Genomic DNA, 21,050 nt, shown 5'->3' on the forward strand with positions numbered 1-21,050 from the left:
CATGCCCACACTGGCAGAATTGCGAGCCGCACTCAACAAGCGCATTCTCGTCTACGACGGGGCCATGGGGACGATGATTCAGTCCTGCGACCTCGGGGAGGACGACTTTCGGGGTGACGAGTTTGCCGATCACTCGATGGAGCTCATCGGCTGCAACGATCTGCTCTGCCTGACGCTTCCTGCGACGATCGAGAAGATCCACCGCGACTTCCTCGAGGCCGGCGCCGATATCATCTCGACCAACACGTTCAACGCCCAGTCGATTTCGCTGGCCGATTACGGTCTCGAGTCCCACGTCGTCGCCATCAACCGCGCCGCCGCCCAGATCGCCAAGACCGCCGCGGAGGCCTACACGACTCCCGAACGCCCCCGTTGGGTGGCCGGAGCCATCGGCCCTACGAACCGGACGGCCAGTCTCTCACCGGATGTCTCGAATCCGGCGCTTCGCAACATCGACTTCGACGGTCTTGTCGACGCCTACCATGAACAGGTCACGGGTCTGGTCGAAGGCGGCGTCGACATCCTGCTGCCGGAGACCACCTTCGACACCCTGAACCTCAAGGCGGCGCTGTTCGCGATCCAACGCTACTTCGACGAGAACGACTGCACGCTTCCGGTCATCGCGTCGCTCACCGTGACGGATCGAAGCGGACGGACGCTCTCAGGCCAGACGGTCGAGGCCGCCTGGATCTCGATCAGTCACGTCGACATGCTGGCCGTCGGGATCAATTGTGCGCTGGGGCCGGAGGAGATGCGTCCCCATCTCGAGGAGCTGTCCCGGGTCGCGCCGACCTTGCTGAGTTGTTATCCAAACGCGGGACTCCCCAACGAACTGGGTGGCTACGACGAGACGCCGCAAGAGATGGCCGCCGTCGTTGCGGAGTTCGCTCGCGATGGGCTGGTCAACCTCGTCGGTGGCTGCTGCGGGACCACGCCCGAGCATATCCGGGCCATCGGCGAGGCGGTCGCATGTCTCGCCCCGCGCGTGCCACCCGCGCCTGTGGAGCGAACCCGCCTCAGTGGTCTCGAGCCACTCGAGCTGCGGCCCGATTCAAACTTCACCATGATCGGGGAGCGGACCAACGTGACCGGCTCCCGGCGGTTCGCGCGTCTGATCGGCGACGACGATTTCGGCGCAGCGCTCAGTGTCGCCCGCCAGCAGGTTCTCGGCGGCGCCAACATCCTCGACGTCAACATGGACGAGGGACTCCTGGACTCCCCGGCCGCCATGACGACGTTCCTCAACCTGATCGCAACGGAACCCGAGATCGCCAGGATTCCGATCATGATCGACAGCTCCGACTTCCGCGTCCTGGAAGCCGGGTTGAAATGCGTCCAGGGCAAAGCGGTCGTCAACTCCATCAGCCTGAAGGAGGGTGAAGACGCCTTCCGCCAACAGGCCCGACTCGTTCGTCGATTCGGCGCGGCCGTCGTCGTGATGGCCTTCGACGAGGAGGGTCAGGCGGTCGACCGCGATCGTAAGGTCGAGATCCTCACCCGCTCGTATCGCATCCTGACCGAGGAGGTCGGTTTCCCGGCGACGGACATCATCTTCGACCCCAACATCCTGACGGTCGCCACCGGGATCGAGGAACACGACCGCTACGCGCTCGAGTACATCGAAGCCATCGCCGAACTCAAGCGTCGCTTCCCGCTCGCCCGCTGCAGCGGTGGCATCAGCAACATCTCCTTCTCTTTTCGCGGGAACGATGCGGTTCGCGAAGCGATGCACAGCGCGTTCCTCTACCACGCCATCAACGCCGGCCTGGACATGGGGATCGTCAACGCAGGACAACTCACCGTCTACGACGACGTTCCCGACGAACTCCTGGAACGCGTCGAGGATGTCCTCCTCGCGCGTCGAGCGGACGCCACCGAGCGACTGGTCGAGACCGCCGACTCGTTCCGCGGCGTCAAGAAAGACCCACAACTGGCCGAACAGTGGCGCGCGTTGCCGCTCGCCGAGCGTATCTCCCACGCCCTGATCCACGGCATCGATGAACATGTCGATACGGATATCGCGGAGTGTCTAGAGCAGTACCCGACGCCGCTGTCGATCATCGAGGGTCCTCTGATGGACGGGATGAACATCGTCGGCACGCTCTTCGGCGCGGGGAAGATGTTCCTGCCCCAGGTCGTCAAGAGTGCGAGGGTCATGAAACGGGCCGTCAACATCCTCGAACCCCTGATGGACCAGCAACGCGTGGGCGACCAGCAGCATCGCGGCACCATCCTGCTGGCCACCGTCAAGGGCGACGTACACGACATCGGCAAGAACATCGTCGGTGTGGTCCTTGGCTGCAACAACTACCGCATCGTCGATCTGGGCGTGATGGTCCCCGCCGAGCGTATCCTGGAGGAGGCCCGCTCGGTGAAGGCCGACATCATCGGACTCAGCGGCCTGATCACACCGTCCCTCGATCAGATGGTTCGCGTCGCGTCGCAGATGACCCGCGAAGGGTTTGAGACGCCGCTGCTCATCGGCGGCGCAACGACCAGCTCCAAACACACGGCGGTCAAGATCGCGCCGGCCTATGCACCCGGCACGATCCACGTTCCCGATGCCTCCAAGGCCGTCGATGTCGTGGGCCATCTCCTCTCGGAGCGTCGAGCCCAATTCGTCGGTGACATCGAGGCGACACAGGCGACCGCACGGGAGCGATTCGCCGACGGCAACCGGCAGGCACTGCTCGATCACCCGACCGCCGTCGAACGATGCGAGCGGCAGGATTGGGACGCCTATCAACCACCGCAGCCACAGACCCACGAGAAGCAGGTCGTGGCAAGCATCGCGCTCGGCGAGTTGGTCCCACTCATCGACTGGACGCCGTTCTTCCATGTCTGGGAGCTACGCGGAGCGTTCCCACGCATCCTGAAGGACCCGCGCTATGGCGAGACGGCCAGGGATCTTCATCGCCAGGCCACGGAGCGTCTCGAGGAGATCGTCAAGACGGAGCAACTCCAGGCACGGGGCGTGTACGGGTTCTTTCCCGCAGCCAGCGAGGGCGACGACATCGTCCTCTTCGACCGACACGGCGGCAACGAGACGGCTCGGATCCCGACACTCCGTCAGCAACGAGATCTGGGGAACGACCGACCGACTCTGGCACTCGCCGACTTCGTCGCACCGGCCGATAGCGCCCTCACCGACTGGCTCGGCGCCTTCGCCGTCACCGCAGGCCACGGGCTGGAGCGTCTGACGAAGCGGCACGAGGACGACCACGACGACTTCGCCTCGATCATGGACAAGGCGCTGGCGGATCGTCTTGCGGAGGCGGCCGCGGAATGGCTCCATGCGGTGGCCCGTCGCGCCTGGGGCTTTGGCGAGGACGAACAACTGACACCGGAAGAGTTGATCGCCGAGAAGTACCGCGGCATACGACCCGCGCCGGGTTACCCCGCCTGCCCCGATCACACCGATAAGGCAACACTCTGGAAGTTGCTGGACGTCGAAGGCGTGACCGACATTCAGCTGACCGAGAGTTTTGCCATGTGGCCCGCAGCTTCGGTCAGTGGCTTCCTATATTCCCATCCGCGTTCGCGCTACTTCTCCGTCGGCCCCGTGGGGCGCGATCAGATCGTCTCCTACGCAAAACGGAAAGGGATATCGGTCGCCGAGGCCGAACGCTGGCTGTCACCCAGCCTCGGGTACGATCCCTGACAACGTTCGCCGTGGTATCGTCGAGGCGACTCGGAGGCCATGATGAACGTCTGTCGACCCGCTCTTGCTCTGGCAACGGTTCTCATCGTCGGCCTGTCCGTCATGGCGGCGCCGGTGGTCGAGGTCGTCGGTGGTGATGGGTCCGACGTTCTCGCACGACTCGACGGGTTGGAGTCCTACCAGTCGGTCACGCTCACTGCCGACGGCTACGGGGTCGTCGTGGCCCTGCCCTCGACCGACGGTGGCAAATCGAGCCGGGTTAACTGGTTCGTCGGCACAACGGAGGCCGCCGCCGCGTTCGAGGTCGTCGGCCTCGTCCGCGACCTGATGAGCCCCACCGCGGAAACGGTCCTGATCGTCGCATCCCGCAGTCGCAAGAAGGGACCCGCGGAGACTGAACTCTGGCGTTACGATCGCGGCGAGAAGCGAGCTCGTCGTCTCTTCGACCTCCCTGCATCATCGCGAGACCTGGCCTTCGATCAGACCTCGGGCACGCTCTACGTGGCCGCCGACGACGAGGTGCGGACCTTCCGTTGGCCCGGACTCCAGAGCGGTCCCCTCTACCCCATCGTCGGCGAGAACCGCGCCCTCGCACCCCTGGGCCAACGCAGACTTCTGGTGGCCCAATCGGACGGTCTTCGGGTCTTCGACCTCTCCGATCGCCCCGATCGCTTTTCGATGCCGATCCGGGAGTCGATCGCCTTCGTCGATGGCATCGATCGCCTGGCCACATCCGGTGATGGCGATCGGCTGCGTGGACTGAGCGGGCAAACGATTCTGGAGATCGGTTTCGAACCGCTGTCAATCCGCACAGCCGGGTCCGCCGACTTCATCGTCTCCGATGGCCACGTCTCGGAACCGATCGCGGTCGAGTTGGCCGCCCTTCCCAAGCCCGTGCCACCGGTGACGGAGCCGATCATCGCGGTGGTGGTCGAGCCGGAAGTCGAGCCGGTGAAAGAACCCGTCGCAGAACCGATCGCCAAGCCGGTGGAGAAACCGGCGGTGGAGCCGGTTATGAAGCCGGTTGCGGAGCCGATCGTCGCGGTGGTTGTTAAGCCGGAAGTCGAGCCGGTTAAAGAACCCGTCGCAGAACCGATCGCCAAGCCGGTGGAGAAACCGGTGGTAGAACCGGTCGTGGAGCCCGTCGTGGAGTTCATCGGGCAGGTGCACGGCACCGTCCGCGGTACCACCAGCGGCGCAGAGCTGTCGGTGACGTTCTACGGCCCCAACAATCTCCTCCGCGAGCATTCCCGAGTCGCCCCCAGCTCCGAAGGCCGCTTTGCGACCGATGGCCTCGAGCCCGGACGTTATCGTGTGCAGATCAACGCCGGCGGCGATGCCGTCCCGGTGACACGGCCTGGTTTTCAGATGATCGAGATTGTGCCGGGCGGCGAGCCCGTGCGTGTTGATTTTGATCTTCTCCGCCTGCTCTAGTCTTCACTCAAGATCGCCACGTGACTTCTACACCTACTGATCGCTCACCGTCCGTCCTGCGTCTCGCGGGACCGCTGATCGTCTCGTTCTGGATGCGTGCGGCGGTCACGTTCATTGACACGGTGTATGCCGCGCTGCTGGGCGATGCGGCCGTGGCCTCGATCGGACTGGTGGTCCCCTTCGAGTTTTTGATGATTGCGATCTGGGTCGGTCTCTCCACGGGGCTGACGTCGCCGCTGTCCCGGGCCATGGGGGCCCGTGCCGGCGCCAAGATCGACCAGTACCTGCGGGCGTCGTGGATCCTGGTCTGGATCGTCGGGCCGCTTCTCACGATCGTCGGCGGACTGATCTGGCTCGTCGCGCCCAAGCTCGGGCTAGAGCCCGAGACCGCCCGCGGTTTTCAGATCTACGGGACCGTGATGGTCGCCGGTTCTGCGTTCACGACCTACTGGTCGATTATTCCCGACTCATTGGTCAAGGCCTACCACGACACACGATCGACGATGTGGGCCGGCATCCTGACCAACATCGTCAACGTCTCGCTCAATACGTTCTTCCTGTTCGTGCTGCACTGGGGTCTGTTCGGGATCGCACTCTCGACGGTCGTGGCCCGTCTGGCGGGTCTGGCCTACGCGCTGATGCGTGCCCGGACCCATGAGAGACGCCGGCGGGCCGAAGCGTTCGATTCCGACGAGCTGGACCCGCACCCCATCCGCTCGATCCTGGTCCTGGCGATTCCGTCGTCGTTGACCTTCGTGTTGATGGCGTTGGAGACCGGCCTGGTCAACTGGTTCCTGGCTCGAACACGCAACGCAACCGCCGCGATCGCGGCCTACTCGATCTTCTATCGGATCCTGCTGTTCGCCCTTCAGCCGGTCATCGCCATCGCCGTGGCCATGCTTCCGTTTGCGGCTAATCGATTCGGGTCGGGGGATGTGAGTGGGGTGCGACGGGGTCTGGGACAGTCGATCGTCGCGACGACGATCTACGCGATTGCGCTGGTCACGCCCGTCACCTGGTGGCTGGCGCCCTGGATCGCCGACCAGCTCTCCGAGAGCCTCGTTACCCGCCAGTATGCGGAGTTTGCGATCCGAACGACCCCGCTCTCGTGTCTCGCGGGCTCGCTGTTCCTACTCTGCCGTCCGGTCTTCGAGGCGATGGGGCGCGGTCGTCCCGGTCTCGTGGTCGCCTCGTTTCGTTATCTGATTCTGACGGCGCCCTGCGTGTGGGCGGGGATCCGGGTCGCGGAGGGTCAGGGATATCCGGCGATCTACGGAATCGTCGTGGGGCTGCTGCTGGCCGCGACCCTCTCGTCGATCGTCTTTACGGTGTGGACCGATTACGAACTTCGAAACTGCGGTCGCGCCCCTGACTCGGGCGTCTAGCTCACTTCTCTTCGGGTTCCGGGACGGGGCGGGCGACCGGCTTCAAGCGTGTGGTGGTCTCCGCACGATCCGCCTGTGCCTGGCTCTTCTTGGCCAACGCATCGCCGACGGGATCGATGTAGCGAGTGACATCCAGCAGCCATAATTGGGAGTCGGCACGCTGGAGTCCGAAGACCGTGATCTCGCGACCGACATGGGCAAGGGCTTCTTCCTGATCCTCGATCAGGTGTACTTCACCCTTGCTGTCGAGAAACACCAGGCGCGCGTCGTCTGCGATGGTCTCCATGTCGCACGGTCGCTCATCGTCGCGCTCGTTTGCCTTACGACACTGATCATCGACGATGATTCCCGTCAGGCGGACCAGCTTGCCGGCACCCTGTGCGGCGACGAGGCCACCCAACACCATCGTCGCGACGACAATCCCAACTGCGAGTCTCAAACTGCTACGCATCGTCTCCCCCGTGCCAACTGATTCGGTTCTTCGCTCCCGCGACCATCGCAAAGAGAGTACGTGCGAACGACGAATCCGGCCACCTCACGGTCGCACTTCCGGTGCTGAGGAGGACTGTCGCGCGGCGAAGATGGCGTCGACGGCGACGATGCGAACGTCGTCTTTTTCAATTTTCAACGAAAATGAAGAGATTTCGCGATCCTCGGCGAGCACGTCATCGGGTTTCGTCGAACCGTAGGTCATCGGGCTGGGCCCGTCGGAGATCAGGGCCTCGGCCATTCCGACGGCGTCCCCCGTCACCATGGCGATGTAAACCCCGCTGGAGCCCAGATGCTTACGGATCGCTGCGTTGACCTCCTCGCGGGTCAGCGTGTCCAGGACCTCCCGAAATCTCGCGAGATGACCCTCGCCGTCGATGCCATAGAACTGGTCGTCCAGTCGGTAGGCAAGCTGGCCCTGGGTCGTTGGCGCAAAATGCAGGATGTACTTAGAGAGGAACTCTCGCGTCAGTTCGAACTGCTCTTCCGTCAGACCGTTCTCGACCAGAAGCGACAGCTCACGCATCGCCGCACGAATCGCGAAGTGGGCCTGAGCGTCGGGCAGCGTCCTAATCCAGACCTCGAACATCTGCCGATCGCGACCCACATGGGTGGGTGGAACCGACCGTCGGCCACCGCCGGGATACGCCTCGATGTAGGAATAGTCGCCGTAGTTCATGCCACGGGTCTCGCGGATGACCTTGTACAGATGGCTCGAAGAGTTGCGATGTTCGCCAAGCCACGAGTTCGCCAGCCACAGGGCGTAGAACTCTCGCTCGCCACGACGCACCTCGATGGGAAAACCGAACGAGATCGAGGCGTCGGCACCGGGCTTGTCCACCAGCAGCACCTCGGTTCGTTCCGGGTGACGCATCGGCGAGGCGACGCTGTCGTTCGCCGCGCCATCGGCCAGGCCCGCCACACGCGCCTTGAAACCGCTCTTCAGCGTGTCGTCGTAGCCGCCACCGATCGCAGGCATGACATTCTGCCGGACGTAGTACTGACCGTAGAACGCCTTGACGTCATCGAGGGTGATCGACTCGACACCCTGGACGGTCCCCGCGATCGGATGGGCATACCCGTCACCGCCAAAGGCCAGCCACTGCAACGCAGCCTTCCCCAGCTCTTCGTCTTCCTGATAGCGCAGGCTGTTCTGAAGATAGTTCAGCGTGTCGTCCTTGATCCGATCGAAGTCGTCCTGCGCGAAGGCCGGCTTGAGGAGTGCCGCGCTGAACAGGTCGTTGTAGGCGTCCAGGTTGTCACGATGGACCCGCCCGCTCAGAACGGTCATCTGGCGGTCCACACGCACCCCGTAACCGGCCGCCATCGGATAGAGCTTCTCCAGGATCTCCTCGTAACGAAGATCGGTGGTGGAGGCATCGGCGATCATCTCGCCGGTGAGGTAGGCCAGGCCTTCCTTACCTACGGGATCGTCCATCGAACCGACCTTGATCCATACCTTCAACGCGACGGTGGGATCCGAATCAACGGGCCACGTCACGATCGACGCCTCGTCGCCGGACGTCGAGCAACCGACGATCATCATCGCCGCGAGAATCAACAGGCCACCAAGGCAGCGGGATCGAGTGTTGCCGCTCATCAATTCGCCCCCTGCAGCACGCCGACCGTGCGAGCCGATTTCACGAGCACCCCACGGGCCGCTCGCTGAACGTCCTCGGGTTTGACACTCTCCATGGTGCCGTAGAGCGTGTCGATGCACTCGACGCCGCCCGTGATGGCGACGAACCTGGCCAGGGTCGAGGCGACCGCATCCGGCGTATCCAGGTCCATCAGGAAGTCATATTTCATGCGGGACTTCAGCGCGTTAAGCCGATCTTCCGCCGGTGGATGCTCTCTAAAATATTCGACCGCGCTATCCAGCTCTCCGATCACGGCGTCGATATCCTCCGGGTCCTTGACCCGTGAGTAGATGTCGAAGACGGTGGGGTCCCGATTGATGCTCAGACTCCCCGCGACGAACTGGACTCGCTGCTCGTCGAGGACGAGCTTCTTGTGGATATCGCTGGTCTCGCCGAACGCAAGCTCGCCCAGGAGGTAGGCCGCAACCCAGTCGACGTCCGTCGGATCGAATGCCGGGGCCTTGTACGCCAGCCACACGATGGGCAGACTGCGGCCCTCGTAGTCGACGGAGACCTTCCGTTCTTCCGTCTGTTCCGGCTCGGCGACGATCGTCGGCATCACGTAACCCGGTTCCCAGTCCGCGTAGTGTTCCGTCACCAGATTCAACGTCGCTGCGGGGTCCACGTCTCCGACGATCAGCAGGACGACGTTCTCCGGGCGGTAGTAGCGATTGAAGAACGAGCGCGAGTAATCGAACATCGTCGGCATCGCTGCGATATCGCGTTCGTACCCCATGGTCGTGTGTCCGTAGGTGTGCTGCTCGAATGCCTCGGCGTAGACCTGCTCGTAGAGCGCGAAGAACGGGGACATCTTGTTCTTCCGATATTCACCGTAGACCGCCCCCGCCTCGGTCTTGAAGACCTCCTCGGCGTAAGAGAGATTCTTGAAACGATCGGACTCGATCTTGACGACCTGCTCGAGATCCTGGGCACCGACACTCATGTGGTAGGCCGTGAGGTCATCGGTGGTGAACGCGTTGGCATCGGCACCCATCCGCGTGATGATCTCGTTGTAACGATCCGCGGGATAGGCCTCGGTGCCACGAAACATCATGTGCTCGAAGAAGTGGGCGAATCCGCTGTGGCCGGGTTCGTACTCGTCGCGAGAGCCCGTGCGGACCACGCTCCAGTAGCTGGTCAGTCCGCCGGACTTCATCGGGATGACGATGGCCTTCAGGCCATTCTCCAGAGTCTCCTGATGCACGGTGTACGGGAAGATCTTCGCGTCCGACTCCGCCAGACCGACGTTCGCGATCAGCATCACGGCCATCCACATACAGACGATTCCAATCGATCGACGCCTCACGATGTCTCCCCCGCCTTGGCCTTACGTTGGCCCGAAACCTTCTCGATCAACGCTCGATCCCCCGCCAGCGCGACCCGCTGCAAATAGAATTGAAGTCCTCGTTCGCCACCCAGTTCCGAGCCACCGCCGGCCCGACCGGGTCCGCCGTGTTGGACCTGTGGCATGACGACCCCCGAGCCGGGGAGCATCCCCGCCACCTTCTCGGAGCCGATGTAGATCCGACCGGTCGTGGCGCCCGCACCGTGGATGAACGTCTGCAGCCAGGAGATTTCGTTGCCGTACACGGACGTCACCAGCGTTCCACCCGATCGCCCGACAAGATCGGCCGCCGTTTCGGCGTCGCCGTCGTAGGGCATCAGGGTCGAGACCGGGCCGAAGACCTCTCGCTGGTGAAGTCGCCGGGCCGTGGATGGGTCCTTGCTCAGGAGGAGCGTCGGCGCAAAGAAGTAACCGGTTCCGGCGTCTGCGCCCTTGCCCTCGACTCGCGCCCCGGTTCCATGAACCACCGTGGCCTCCGCCGTCAGCTCTTCGACCCCGCGAACCGTGTCCTCCAGTTGGCTCTTCGTGCAGAGCGGCCCCATCGTCACCCCCTCGGCGCGTGGGTCACCGGTCACGGTCTCCTGGAGGATCTCGATCAGCCCGCTCTGAACCGCCTCGACATTCTCCGTCGGCACGAAGATGCGACGAACCGCGGTGCACTTCTGACCACTCTTCTGGGTGATCTCACGGGCGACATCCCGCAGGAACAGTCCCCAGGTTTCGCTGCCCCTATCGACGCTCGGCGCCAGCACCGCAGCGTTGAGGCTGTCCGCCTCGATGTTGGTACGGGTGTTGTTGGCGAGCAGGTTCTCCCCGCCTTTCAACTTGAGGGCCGTGTCGGCGGAGCCGGTAAACGACATCACGTCCTGCGGGCCGAGTTGACTGAGCAGGTCGCCCGTCGAGCCACAGACGAACGAGAACACGCCCTCCGGAAGGATGTCGGCCTCGACCAGGATTTCGACACATCGCTCGGTGATCATCGCCGTGCTCGTCGCGGGCTTCACGATCACCGGCATTCCGGCCAGCAGCGCGCAGGCCGTCTTCTCCGCGAACCCCCACGCCGGGAAATTGAACGCGTTGATCAGAACGGCCACACCCTGCAGCGGGACCCAGACGTGTTGCCCGGAGAAACGGGCGGAACGACCCAGCTGGATCGGGTCTCCGTCGATAAAGCAAAGCGCGTTGTCCAGACCGGCGCCCAGTCGGCCGTAGTGCGCGAGCGTAAACGTCGCCCCATCGAGGTCGAATTTTGCGTCTTTGCGGGTCGCCCCGCTGTTCTTCAACGAGAGGTCGATTAGCTCCTCACGATGCTCGTGCAGGGCGGACGACATGGCGGTCAGGCACTCGGCGCGGCGTGAAATCGACCACTCGGCCAACGCCCTCCGACCGCGCTCGCGGGCATGTCGGGCCACGGCCGCGAAGTCGATGCCGACGCTCGACACCTCCGCGATCGCCTCCTCGGTTGACGGATCGTAGAGCGTGACGAAGCCCTGATCGGCCTCGTGCCAACGCCCTTCCACGTAGCTACGTAGACGCTTCATTGTGGGTCTCACTCCCGGGGCCCAGCGGGCCGGATGTTCGGGGGAAACCTCTATTAGACCAGATTCGCGATCTCGATCAAATCAGTGGTTTGTCTCGCTGTTGTTGGCCACGTGGACCGGCGCTGCCTCCATCCGGGAGGGTACGCGGACTCGATTCATCCTCCGGAACGCCTTCTTCATGCGCTCCTTCGCCTGGCACTCGATCTGCCGAACCCGCTCACGACTCAGCGACATCTGATCGCCGGTCTCCTGGAGCGTCAAGGGGGGCGCCCCGTTCAGGCCGAATCGGTAGCCGATCACCGTCTGTTGCTGCTCGTTGAGGGACTCCATGGCGTCACCGATGCCGTGGGTCAACTCCCGATCCAATAGACGCTGCTCCGTCGAGACATGGGTCTTGTCCTCGATACAGTCCGCCAACGCGTTGGCGTTCTCATCGTTCACCGGCTCGTCCAGACTGACCTCGTGCACGCTGTGCTGAAGAACCTTGTCGATCTTGGCCACACTCCTGTCGAGATATTTCGAGATCTCCTCGCGGGTCGGCTTGCGATCCAGCTCGCGGCTGAGATGCTGTTCCGCCCGGCGGATCTCCTTGACCTTCTTCAACTGGGAGTAGGGAAGCCGGACGACGTGGGATTGCTCGGAGAGAGCCTTCAGGATCGATTTTCGAATCCACCAGATGGCATAGCTGATGAACTTCGTGTCCTTGCTGGCATCAAAGCGATGCGCCGCCTCGATCAGCCCGATATTGCCCTCGTTGAGAAGATCCTCGAAGGGAATCCCCAGCGAGCGGTATTCGCTGGCGACCTTCGCCACGAAGCTCAGGTTGGATTCAACGAGGTCGTTGATCGCCGCGCTGTTCCCGTTCTGGATATCGCGGGCGAGACTCTTCTCCTCCTCCTTGGTCAGGAGGGGGAAGTCCCGGATCTCCGAGAAGTAGTGCGACAGGATGGATCGCTGGCCTGCCCGCTGACGCTTTCCGCGTGGCGCGCCGCTCATCGGGGGTGACTCCGTTGACTCATCAAAGCACTTACCTCGGCCCACGAGGAGGTGGGGTCAGAATGATTGGTCATTGCAAAAGGTAGAAAGCGACAGGGCCCGCGACAATGGTGATTTCCGTAAGGGTTTTGCGATGGATTCGGGTTGTCTTGGTATTCGCTCTTGACCGGTCCGGCCGTCTGGATATTCGTGAAACAAACTCGTGGACGGCTGGCTATAATGCGGTCCGCTAGCGGATGTTCTTCACCCCATGGAGCGTGAAATGCCAGTCGTCGGAACCAGCGAGCGGCCCCTCCGCGTCGCGATCATCGGCTCGGGTCCCGCCGGGTTCTTCACGGCGCAGGCGCTCCAGAAACAGAAAGACCGGCCGGGGCTACGGGTCCGGGTCGACATGATCGAGCGTCTTCACACACCGTTCGGCCTGGTCCGTCATGGTGTCGCGCCGGATCATCAGAAGATCAAGGCGGTCACCGCGGCCTACGAGAAGATCGCCGCTCACGAGGACTTCCGATTCCTCGGCGGCATCCACTTCGGAGAGGATGTCGGGCTCGACGACCTGAAGGCCGCATACCACCAGATTGTCTTCTGCTGCGGCGCAGAGACCGACCGTCGTCTGGGAGTCGAGGGCGAGGACCTTACGGGATCGCACCCGGCGACCGAGTTCGTCGCCTGGTTCAACGGACATCCCGACTATCACGCGCACCGCTTCGATCTTTCCTGCGAACGAGCGGTGGTGGTCGGCGTCGGCAACGTCGCCGTCGATGTGGCCCGGATCCTCCTGCGGGATCCCGATGAGCTGGCCCGCACGGACATCGCCGACCACGCCCTGGCGGCTCTGCGCGAGAGCCGCATCCGCGAGGTCGTTCTGCTGGGTCGTCGTGGTCCGGCCCAGGCCGCCTTCACCAATCCCGAGGCCAAGGAGCTCGGACAGCTGGCCGGCGTATGCACCTCGACCCGTGAGGACGAGATGGCTCTGGACTCGGCCACCCTCGAGAGCCTGGGACCCGAGGGTCCAGACAAGACCCTCGCCCGCAAACTCGTGATCCTCGAGTCGTTCGTAGGAAACAGCCCGTCGGCCGGGGAGCGCAGTCTCGCCCTTCGATTCCTCGTCTCCCCCACCCGTTTGACGGGCGACGGCGAGGGGCGGGTCAACGGCGTGGATCTGGTTCACAACACGTTGCTCCTCAAGAGCGGACGCCTGTCCGCTCGACCGACGGACCGTACGAGCCATCTGGAGACCGGACTCGTGTTCCGCTCTGTCGGCTACCGCGGCATCCCCCTTACGGGCGTCCCCTTCCGGGATGACTGGGGCATCATCCCCAACGTCAAGGGGCGCGTGGTGGAGCAGGTCGACGGTCCGGTCTGCCCCGGCCTCTACGTTGCGGGCTGGATCAAGCGGGGTCCGTCGGGGGTCATCGGTACCAACAAGCCGGACGCCGTCGAGACGGTCCAGGCCATGCTGGCCGATCTCGATGCCGACACGCTGCATTCTCCAGCCGGGGAGCAGGACGACGCACTCCTCGGACACCTCTCGTCCAGAGACGTGCGGCCGACCTCCTACCGGGACTGGCGTCGGCTCGACGCCGAGGAGCTCCGACGAGGCGAGGCCGGCGGTCGTCCCCGGGTGAAATTCGTCTCGGACACGGAGATTCGGGAGTTTCTCGAGAGCGACTAGGGGGATTAGGTGGCTCCCGGCCGAAGCGTCCGTACCTTCCCGGAGAAGGAGGATCCGCGATGGCCTTCACTGCCAGAATCTTCGGCGTCCTCGAGGAGGAGCTGGACCGACACCTGCTGTCGGGCTTCGAGTTGGTCCGTCACCACACCCGGACCGGCGCCACGACCCTCCAACCCCAGGATGAGGCCACCGTCGCGGTCTGGATCAGGAACGACTCCGGAATCACGCTCCGCGGAGTCCGCGGAGAGATCGTGGCGGGCCCCGGAGTCCGCTTCAATCGACAACGCTTCAGCGTGGGGCGTCTGAGATCGCATCTCGAGGTTCGGGTCGTCGAATTCCAGATCCACGTGGTGGAGACCGAGTCGTCGCTCCTGCTCGTCGACCGGATCGGGGTCGTCCATCTGGAGGCCAGCGCCGACCTCTCGGAATTCCGCTTCCGATCGGGGCCAAACCCCGTCGTCGGGGCCGCTCACAAAAAGCACTCGCGGACGCCCCCTGTTTTTCGGTACATTGCCTCGGAACCGCCGGAGCCCCGGCGTCCTCGAGGGTCCGAGTCCGATGATCGAGTCCAACCGTGGGAACCTGCAGACGCTGATTCGTAGCCTGGACGACGCCGTCCGGCTTGCCGATATCCCATCCATCACCCGCAAGATCAAGCAGGACCTCGAGACGATGATCGGGGGCGGTCAGCTGGAGCTTCCGGACGCCATCTGCCGACCGGGGATCTCCTGTTATTCCCGTCGCCTCCTGCATAGCAACCCGGAGTTGGGTTACACCGTCGTCGTGATGGCCTGGGGACCCGGGCAGAAGACGCAGCTCCACGATCATTCCGGTATCTGGTGTGTCGAGTGTGTCGTCGAGGGAAACATCGACGTCTGTCAGTACGAGCTTCAGGAGGTCAACAACGGTCGCTATCGATTCGACCGTCGCGGCGAGGTTCGCACGGGGGTGGGCGACGCGGGCTGCCTCATCCCTCCCTTCGAGTACCACACGCTGGGCAACCCACTCCCGGACACGCGATCGGTGACTCTCCATGTCTACGGCGGCGAGATGGATTGCTGCTGTCTCTACGTCCCGCAAGACTCGGACTGGTGGGTCCAGCAGCACAGACGCCTCAACTACGAAAACTGATTCCCTCGATAGCAACAATTCGGCACTAGAGTGGACGGTGATGGATACCTACAAGAACATCCTCGAGACGATGGGCAACACACCGCTCATCGAATTAACGCGTTATTCTCCGGAGGGCGGCCTCCTCCTCGGTAAGGTGGAATCGTTCAACCCGGGATCCAGCGTCAAGGATCGGATCGGCAGCGCGTTGATCGACCACGGCGAACGGGAGGGTCTCCTGAAGCCCGGCGGGACGATCGTCGAACCCACATCGGGCAATACCGGCCTCGGACTGGCGATGGCGGCGGCGCTACGCGGTTACACGTTGATCTGTACGGCGCCCGACAAGATCTCGGTCGAGAAGATCGCCCTGCTGAAGGCGTTTGGCGTCGAGGTCATCACTTGCCCGACCCAGGTGTCCGCCGACGATTCGCGTTCCTACTACAAGGTCGCGGAGCGGATCCGAGACGAACAGGGCGCCTACCTGCCCTACCAGTACCACAACCAGGCCAACCCGGAGGCGCATTACGACTCGACGGGTCCCGAGATCTGGCGGCAGACCGAGGGCAAGATCACTCACTGGGTCGCAGGCATCGGCACCGGCGGCACGATCAGTGGCGTGGCTCGCTATCTCAAGGAACAGAACCCGGACGTACAGGTCGTGGGCGTCGATACGGTGGGCAGCATCTACGCGTACTACCACAAGCATCGCAAGCTTCCGCCGGCCGACCAGATCCACCAGTACCTGATCGATGGCATCGGTGAGGACTTCATGCCGGATACGGTCTGGTGGGATTCCATCGACGACGTCATCACGGTCAGCGATCGGAAGGCCTATCAGGCGGTTCTTGAACTCAGTCGCAAGGAGGCGATCTTCACCGGCTCGTCCGGCGGTGCAGCGGTCGTCGCGGCCCGCCAGGTCGCCCGAGACCTCTCGAACGATCATGTCGTGGTGACGTTGTTCCCCGATTCGGGCGAGCGATACCTGTCCAAGATTAACGATGCCTGGATGAGCGAGCAGGATCTGCTGGCACCGGCATAGAGGAGCGAATCATGCGGCTACGGAATGACCGGATCGTCTTCAGCCTCTCACTCGTCCTGGCGCTGACGGTCCTGGGCTGCGGCGGTCCGAGTGGCGGACCGGCCGGTGCGGAAGGCTCTGCGGAGCGTGTCGTCTCGGACTTCTACGACGCCCTCAACGCCAAGGACTACGACGCTGCCAAGACTCTCTACTCGCCGGAATCTCTGGCGGCGATCGCCGATCCGTCCTCCAGCGACGACCGCGCGTTCCGGGAGTGGGCGGACGGCGAGACTCGCAGCGGCTCCGTCGCCCAGATCAAGATCGTCACCTCCGAAGACGGTCCCTCCGAAGGTTCGACTCTCATCCTGTTCGACGTCGTCTACGGCGATGACAGCACCGCCCGACATACGGTCACCGTCGTTCTGATCGATGGCGCGTGGAAGATGGGTCTGATCAGCTAGCGATCGACAGCCGCTCATAAAGACAAAAGGGCCCGCCAGGCTTTCGCCTGACGGGCCCTTTTCATTTTGTACACTCCGTACGTGCCGTACGTGAATGTCTCGCGTGAGCGAAACGCCTTAGACCATATCCTTCAGGCTCTTGAGGGCACGGAGCTTGACTTTCGTGCTGGCCGGCTTGGCAGCGACGTCCATCATCTCGCCGGGCTTGAACGGGTTCGGCACGTTCTTGCGAGCCTTACGGGCAGGGACCTTCTTCTTCTCGATCTTGATCAGACCGGGAATGGTGAACATGCCGACGCCACGACGGCCGAGGCTCTTCGAGATCTGAGTCCCGAGGGCGTCCAGCACCGAGGTGATCTCACGGCGGGTGAGATCGGTTTCGGTGGAGATCGCGTTGAGCAGCTCGCTCTTGGTCATTGATTTCTTCGGTGCAGCTTTGGCCTTGGCCATTGTTTGTCAACCTCCTTGGAGTGAAATATTGTTCGGAGACCCCGAACACATCACGAGTGTATCGGCTTTTGCCGAGTCGTTCAACTGTAGAGTGGCCTCAGACCCTATTTTTTATGGGGTTTTAGAGACGGCGTCCGGCACGCGTTTGAGCTGCTCGGCGAACCTCGCGGGGTCGTTGGTCGGTCGCTCACACGACCCCTGACGGCAGATGTACGCGGTCACTTTTCCGTCCCGGGCGACCTTGCCTTCGGCGATCGGAGTCACCGACTTTGCGTTCTTCCCGGACCGCGATCGATGCATCACGAACACGGCGTCGGGCAGATAGGATCCTCTCAATACCTGAAGAAAAGGCTCAGGATCCCCTCCATCCGGTGGAAAAGAGAGCACGATCTCCCGTGCATCCGCGTGCCGATAGCCCAGCGCCAGGAGCATTTCGGTCAGGCCGTTCCCGCCGCCGGCGAGGATCGACGAGAACCCCACCAGTAGACGATCCGCCTGCTGCCGATAGCGATCCTCACTGGTCCAGGCGTGAAGCCGCAGGAGGTTCATCAGGGCCACCGAGTTGCCCCCCGGCTCGGCACCGTCCCGCGCCGGCTTTTCTCGCACCAGCAGCGTCTCGTGATCATCCGCGATGCGGAAATAGCCGCCGGCCGGGTCGGCGAAGTGGGCCTCCTGAACCGATTGCAGTCGAACCGCCTCCTCGAACCAGCGTGCCTCTCCGGTCACCTGATACAGGTCCAGGAGTCCCGCGATGAGGAATGCGTAGTCCTCCAGGTAGCCGGCGGTCGAGGCCACCTCACCCAGACGGCTGCGAAGCAGCCGACCCTCACGCTGGTTGTGCGCCAGGAGGTCCGTGGCGGCCCTGCGAGCGGCGTCGACGTATCGCGGTTCATTCAGGACGAAGCCGCCGCGAGCCATCGCGGAGATCATCAGGCCATTCCACGCGACGAGGATCTTCTCATCCCGTAACGGAGCGGCGCGGTTGGATCGAGCCCGGTAGAGCTTGTTCCGGGCCTGATCGAGGGCGTCACGCAACTCATCGAAGGGTCGCTTCAACTCCTTCGCTAACTCCGCGAGATCCAGTCGGCGGGTCGGAATCGATCGCCCCTCGAAGTTGCCGGCTGTCGTGATCCCGTAGAAACGGCCGACCCACGAGGCCCGTTCCTCGCCGAGCACGGCGGCGAGTTCGGCGGGTGTCCAGGTAAAGAAGTAGCCCTCCTCGGAATGCCCGTCGGGGCCCACGCTATCGGCGTCGGTTGCGGAATAGAAGCTGCCTGCCGGGGTGCTCATCTCGCGAAGGACATAATCCAGCGTGCGACGGACGACCTCCGCGCGACGGGGTTCGCCGTCGATCTGGTAGGCCTCGAGATAGGCCACCGCCAGGAGCGCGTTGTCATAGAGCATCTTCTCGAAATGGGGAACCAGCCACTGCCCATCGACCGAGTAACGATGGAACCCGCCCCCGACCTGGTCGTGGATCCCCCCTTGCGCCATGGCATCCAACGTGACCATCGCCATCTCCGTCAGACGTCGGTCGTCCGGGCTACGACCGATCCGCATCAGGAGTCGTAGCGGAAAGCTGCTGGGGAACTTGGGGGCCCGCTTCAGCCCACCCCAGGTTTCGTCGAACAGGTTCTTGTAGCGGAGCGCCGTCTGGCGGGGTAGATCCGCCGCCGGGAGCGCTTCCCCTTTCGGCACTTGCATCGAATTGCGTATGCGAGCCACCAGGGTCTTGGCCTGACCGGCGATCTCGTCCGGACGTTCCTGATAGACGGTATGGAGCCGTTGCAGAAGTGTCAGGAAGCCGGTGGGTGCCCCACGATCGCCGTCCCGCGCCGGGAAGTAGGTCCCCCCGTAGAACGGCTCGCCTGCAGGGGTCAGCCAGGTGGTCATCGGCCAGCCGCCGCGTCCGGTGAGGGCCTGCACCGCGGTCATGTAAATGGCGTCCAGGTCGGGACGCTCTTCGCGATCGACCTTGATCGCCACGTAGTTGCGATTCAGAAACTCGGCGATCTCCAGGTCCTCGAAGGACTCCTCTTCCATCACGTGACACCAGTGGCAGGTCGAGTAGCCGATGCTGAGCAGGATCGGTCGACCCAACTCGCGAGCACGCTCCAGCGCCTCGTCACCCCACGGATACCAATCCACCGGGTTGTGGGCGTGCTGACGGAGGTAGGGGCTGGCCTCGAGGATCAGCCGATTGGTGAACGTCGCGGTTCCGTCGTCCTTCAGGTGACGTGTCCGGGGCCGATAGTCCTTGCCTGCAGCCTTCATCGCCTTGGCGATGGCGGTGGCGGTGGCGGCGTCGTACGGATCGGCACCGGGGTGGGCGGCGGCCGGTCCGCAGGAGATGGCGAGTAGCAGGGGGATCCCCGTCTTTATCCAGTTCATGGGTTCTCTCTTCAGATTTTACGTCGAGTTAACACGGAGCTTACCTGTCGCTAATCCCGGGGCGCTCTGATGGCAAGGAGCAGGCCACCTCATGACCTGCCACCAAGGAGAATACGATGAAACGGCATTGGACACTCATCGCGATCGCCGCGCTGATCCTCACCCTGTCTCCGAGCACCATGGTTCTCGCCGACGACCACGTGGGCGGCTGGGGCGAGGGCGGCTACCTGTTCCCCAACAAGAAGTCCGAGATCGCCGTCCGGCTCGCGACGATCAGCCCCGACATCAGCGGCGCGTCGATGGACGAGACCGAAACCGGCATCGCCTACAGCTACTACCTGGCCAAGCACAACCACAAGATTCAGGCGGACTACCGCCAACTCGAGTACGACGCCGACCCGACCCAGGACACCAACGAGTTCCGCGTCCAACTTCAGGTGGCGTTCTAGATCTCAGTTCAACGAAAGAGGAGGTCAAAGATGATCCAACGAATGATGCTCGCGCTATTGCTGTTCGCGATCGTGCCGGTGACGGCTCAGACCGTCACGGTCGATGAAGGGATCGCGGCCTACGAGCGAACAACCGGCGTCTCCGGCAGTCTCAGCTCCATCGGCTCCGACACGCTGAACAACCTGATGACCCTCTGGGCGGAGGGCTTCAGCAAGGCGTACCCCAACATCCGCATCCAGATCGAGGGCAAGGGCTCCTCGACGGCTCCTCCCGCACTGATCAAGGGCACCGCCCAGGTCGGACCGATGAGCCGTGGCATGAAGAAGACCGAGATCGACGAATTCGAGGAGAGCTTCGGCTACGCGCCGACCAGGATTCGTGTGGCGATCGACGCCCTGGCGGTCTACGTCCACAAGGACAACCCGCTGGAGCAGCTAACGATGGCAGAGGTCGACGCGATCTTCTCCAAGAACCGCAAGTGCGGCGAGGATACCGGCATCGACTCGTGGGGCGCGACCGGACTGGCGGCCAACGACTGGAGCCGACGGCCGATCAGCCTCTACGGCCGCAACTCGGCCTCCGGAACCTACGGCTACTTCAAGAAGGTCGCCCTCTGTAAGGGGGACTTCCAGGACACGGTCAAGGAACAGCCGGGCTCGGCCTCGGTGGTTCAGGGTGTCACGGAAGACCTCTACGGCATCGGCTACAGCGGCATCGGCTACAAGACCTCGGGAGTCAAGACGCTGGCATTGGCAAAGAAGAAGGGCGAGCCCTACTACGGCACGGATCCGGACACGGTTCTCTCAGGCAACTACGCCCTCTCGCGCTACCTCTACCTTTACGTCAACAAGGCGCCCAACAAGCCCCTGGATCCCATGATCCGCGAGTTCCTCACGTTCGTGCTGTCGGCTGAGGGCCAGCAGATCGTCGTCAAGGATGGCTACCTTCCGATCTCGGCAAAGATCGCCGATTCAGAACTCGGGCAGCTCAAGTAGCTCAGC

17 protein-coding genes are annotated in these 21,050 nt (G+C 63.3%); 10 read left to right on the forward strand and 7 right to left on the reverse strand.

Annotated features, from left to right (window positions below):
- Window position 1 precedes the first annotated feature (1 nt).
- Genes metH through OES25_07835 form a run of 3 tightly spaced genes read left to right on the forward strand, consistent with a single transcriptional unit; the run spans window position 2 to window position 6,480 of the window.
- Window positions 2-3,661: a methionine synthase gene (metH, locus tag OES25_07825; protein MDH3627550.1), complete on the forward strand. Its 3,660-nt coding sequence runs from the start codon at window positions 2-4 to the stop codon at window positions 3,659-3,661.
- A 42-nt stretch (window positions 3,662-3,703) separates the two neighbouring features.
- A complete protein-coding gene (locus OES25_07830) occupies window positions 3,704-5,095 on the forward strand; it encodes a carboxypeptidase-like regulatory domain-containing protein (GenBank protein ID MDH3627551.1) in 1,392 nt (463 codons plus the stop codon).
- Window positions 5,096-5,115: 20 nt separating this feature from the next.
- Window positions 5,116-6,480 (forward strand): MATE family efflux transporter, encoded by a 1,365-nt coding sequence (locus tag OES25_07835; GenBank protein MDH3627552.1) that lies wholly within the window; start codon window positions 5,116-5,118, stop codon window positions 6,478-6,480.
- A 1-nt stretch (window position 6,481) separates the two neighbouring features.
- On the opposite strand, the gene OES25_07840 is transcribed toward OES25_07835, so the two are convergent.
- From OES25_07840 to OES25_07860, 5 genes are all read right to left on the reverse strand, one after another.
- Window positions 6,482-6,931, reverse strand: a complete 450-nt coding sequence (locus OES25_07840) for a hypothetical protein (protein MDH3627553.1) — start codon at window positions 6,929-6,931, stop codon at window positions 6,482-6,484.
- Window positions 6,932-7,015: 84 nt separating this feature from the next.
- Window positions 7,016-8,569, reverse strand: a complete 1,554-nt coding sequence (locus OES25_07845; GenBank protein ID MDH3627554.1) for an insulinase family protein — start codon at window positions 8,567-8,569, stop codon at window positions 7,016-7,018.
- Entirely contained in the window at window positions 8,569-9,915 is a 1,347-nt protein-coding gene (locus OES25_07850) for an insulinase family protein (GenBank protein MDH3627555.1), read from the reverse strand. Before OES25_07850 ends, OES25_07845 begins: the two co-directional genes overlap by 1 nt.
- Window positions 9,912-11,495: a 3,4-dehydroadipyl-CoA semialdehyde dehydrogenase gene (locus OES25_07855; protein ID MDH3627556.1), complete on the reverse strand. Its 1,584-nt coding sequence runs from the start codon at window positions 11,493-11,495 to the stop codon at window positions 9,912-9,914. Before OES25_07855 ends, OES25_07850 begins: the two co-directional genes overlap by 4 nt.
- A gap of 81 nt (window positions 11,496-11,576) precedes the next feature.
- Window positions 11,577-12,491: an RNA polymerase sigma factor RpoD/SigA gene (locus tag OES25_07860; GenBank protein ID MDH3627557.1), complete on the reverse strand. Its 915-nt coding sequence runs from the start codon at window positions 12,489-12,491 to the stop codon at window positions 11,577-11,579.
- 262 nt (window positions 12,492-12,753) lie between these two features.
- On the opposite strand from OES25_07860, the gene OES25_07865 reads away from it, so the two are divergent.
- From OES25_07865 to OES25_07885, 5 genes are read left to right on the forward strand one after another with little or no spacing between them, the layout of a single operon-like run.
- Window positions 12,754-14,166 (forward strand): FAD-dependent oxidoreductase, encoded by a 1,413-nt coding sequence (locus OES25_07865; GenBank protein ID MDH3627558.1) that lies wholly within the window; start codon window positions 12,754-12,756, stop codon window positions 14,164-14,166.
- Window positions 14,167-14,225: 59 nt separating this feature from the next.
- Window positions 14,226-14,768, forward strand: coding sequence for a hypothetical protein (locus tag OES25_07870; protein ID MDH3627559.1), 543 nt, complete (start codon window positions 14,226-14,228; stop codon window positions 14,766-14,768).
- Window positions 14,725-15,297, forward strand: coding sequence for a cysteine dioxygenase family protein (locus OES25_07875; protein MDH3627560.1), 573 nt, complete (start codon window positions 14,725-14,727; stop codon window positions 15,295-15,297). Before OES25_07870 ends, OES25_07875 begins: the two co-directional genes overlap by 44 nt.
- Window positions 15,298-15,337: 40 nt before the next feature.
- Window positions 15,338-16,318 (forward strand): cysteine synthase family protein, encoded by a 981-nt coding sequence (locus OES25_07880; GenBank protein MDH3627561.1) that lies wholly within the window; start codon window positions 15,338-15,340, stop codon window positions 16,316-16,318.
- An 11-nt stretch (window positions 16,319-16,329) separates the two neighbouring features.
- The gene (locus tag OES25_07885; protein ID MDH3627562.1) at window positions 16,330-16,758 is read left to right on the forward strand and encodes a hypothetical protein; all 429 of its coding nucleotides are present in this window, start codon (window positions 16,330-16,332) and stop codon (window positions 16,756-16,758) included.
- 117 nt (window positions 16,759-16,875) lie between these two features.
- Here OES25_07885 and OES25_07890 read toward each other — a convergent pair whose 3' ends face one another.
- Together OES25_07890 and OES25_07895 are read right to left on the reverse strand one after the other, a co-directional pair.
- Window positions 16,876-17,208: an HU family DNA-binding protein gene (locus tag OES25_07890; protein MDH3627563.1), complete on the reverse strand. Its 333-nt coding sequence runs from the start codon at window positions 17,206-17,208 to the stop codon at window positions 16,876-16,878.
- A 111-nt stretch (window positions 17,209-17,319) separates the two neighbouring features.
- A complete protein-coding gene (locus OES25_07895; protein ID MDH3627564.1) occupies window positions 17,320-19,599 on the reverse strand; it encodes a thioredoxin domain-containing protein in 2,280 nt (759 codons plus the stop codon).
- 116 nt (window positions 19,600-19,715) lie between these two features.
- Here OES25_07895 and OES25_07900 point away from each other — a divergent pair, with 116 nt between their 5' ends.
- Window positions 19,716-20,048, forward strand: a complete 333-nt coding sequence (locus OES25_07900; protein ID MDH3627565.1) for a hypothetical protein — start codon at window positions 19,716-19,718, stop codon at window positions 20,046-20,048.
- Window positions 20,049-20,093: 45 nt separating this feature from the next.
- Window positions 20,094-21,044 (forward strand): phosphate ABC transporter substrate-binding protein, encoded by a 951-nt coding sequence (locus tag OES25_07905; protein ID MDH3627566.1) that lies wholly within the window; start codon window positions 20,094-20,096, stop codon window positions 21,042-21,044.
- The last annotated feature ends 6 nt before the right edge of the window (window positions 21,045-21,050 follow it).

This window comes from Acidobacteriota bacterium, assembly GCA_029861955.1.
Taxonomy (GTDB): Bacteria; Acidobacteriota; Polarisedimenticolia; order Polarisedimenticolales; family Polarisedimenticolaceae; genus JAOTYK01.

What these genes read in the sequence shown, in the direction of transcription:
- OES25_07880 (MDH3627561.1), top strand. Translation starts at nt 15,338, where the DNA reads ATGGATACCTACAAGAACATCCTCGAGACGATGGGCAACACACCGCTC.
- OES25_07905 (MDH3627566.1), top strand. Translation starts at nt 20,094, where the DNA reads ATGCTCGCGCTATTGCTGTTCGCGATCGTGCCGGTGACGGCTCAGACC.
- OES25_07840 (MDH3627553.1), bottom strand. Translation starts at nt 6,931, where the DNA reads ATGCGTAGCAGTTTGAGACTCGCAGTTGGGATTGTCGTCGCGACGATG.
- OES25_07860 (MDH3627557.1), bottom strand. Translation starts at nt 12,491, where the DNA reads ATGAGCGGCGCGCCACGCGGAAAGCGTCAGCGGGCAGGCCAGCGATCC.
- OES25_07855 (MDH3627556.1), bottom strand. Translation starts at nt 11,495, where the DNA reads ATGAAGCGTCTACGTAGCTACGTGGAAGGGCGTTGGCACGAGGCCGAT.
- OES25_07890 (MDH3627563.1), bottom strand. Translation starts at nt 17,208, where the DNA reads ATGGCCAAGGCCAAAGCTGCACCGAAGAAATCAATGACCAAGAGCGAG.
- OES25_07885 (MDH3627562.1), top strand. Translation starts at nt 16,330, where the DNA reads ATGCGGCTACGGAATGACCGGATCGTCTTCAGCCTCTCACTCGTCCTG.
- OES25_07845 (MDH3627554.1), bottom strand. Translation starts at nt 8,569, where the DNA reads ATGAGCGGCAACACTCGATCCCGCTGCCTTGGTGGCCTGTTGATTCTC.
- OES25_07875 (MDH3627560.1), top strand. Translation starts at nt 14,725, where the DNA reads ATGATCGAGTCCAACCGTGGGAACCTGCAGACGCTGATTCGTAGCCTG.
- OES25_07830 (MDH3627551.1), top strand. Translation starts at nt 3,704, where the DNA reads ATGAACGTCTGTCGACCCGCTCTTGCTCTGGCAACGGTTCTCATCGTC.
- OES25_07870 (MDH3627559.1), top strand. Translation starts at nt 14,226, where the DNA reads ATGGCCTTCACTGCCAGAATCTTCGGCGTCCTCGAGGAGGAGCTGGAC.
- OES25_07865 (MDH3627558.1), top strand. Translation starts at nt 12,754, where the DNA reads ATGCCAGTCGTCGGAACCAGCGAGCGGCCCCTCCGCGTCGCGATCATC.
- metH (MDH3627550.1), top strand. Translation starts at nt 2, where the DNA reads ATGCCCACACTGGCAGAATTGCGAGCCGCACTCAACAAGCGCATTCTC.
- OES25_07900 (MDH3627565.1), top strand. Translation starts at nt 19,716, where the DNA reads ATGAAACGGCATTGGACACTCATCGCGATCGCCGCGCTGATCCTCACC.
- OES25_07895 (MDH3627564.1), bottom strand. Translation starts at nt 19,599, where the DNA reads ATGAACTGGATAAAGACGGGGATCCCCCTGCTACTCGCCATCTCCTGC.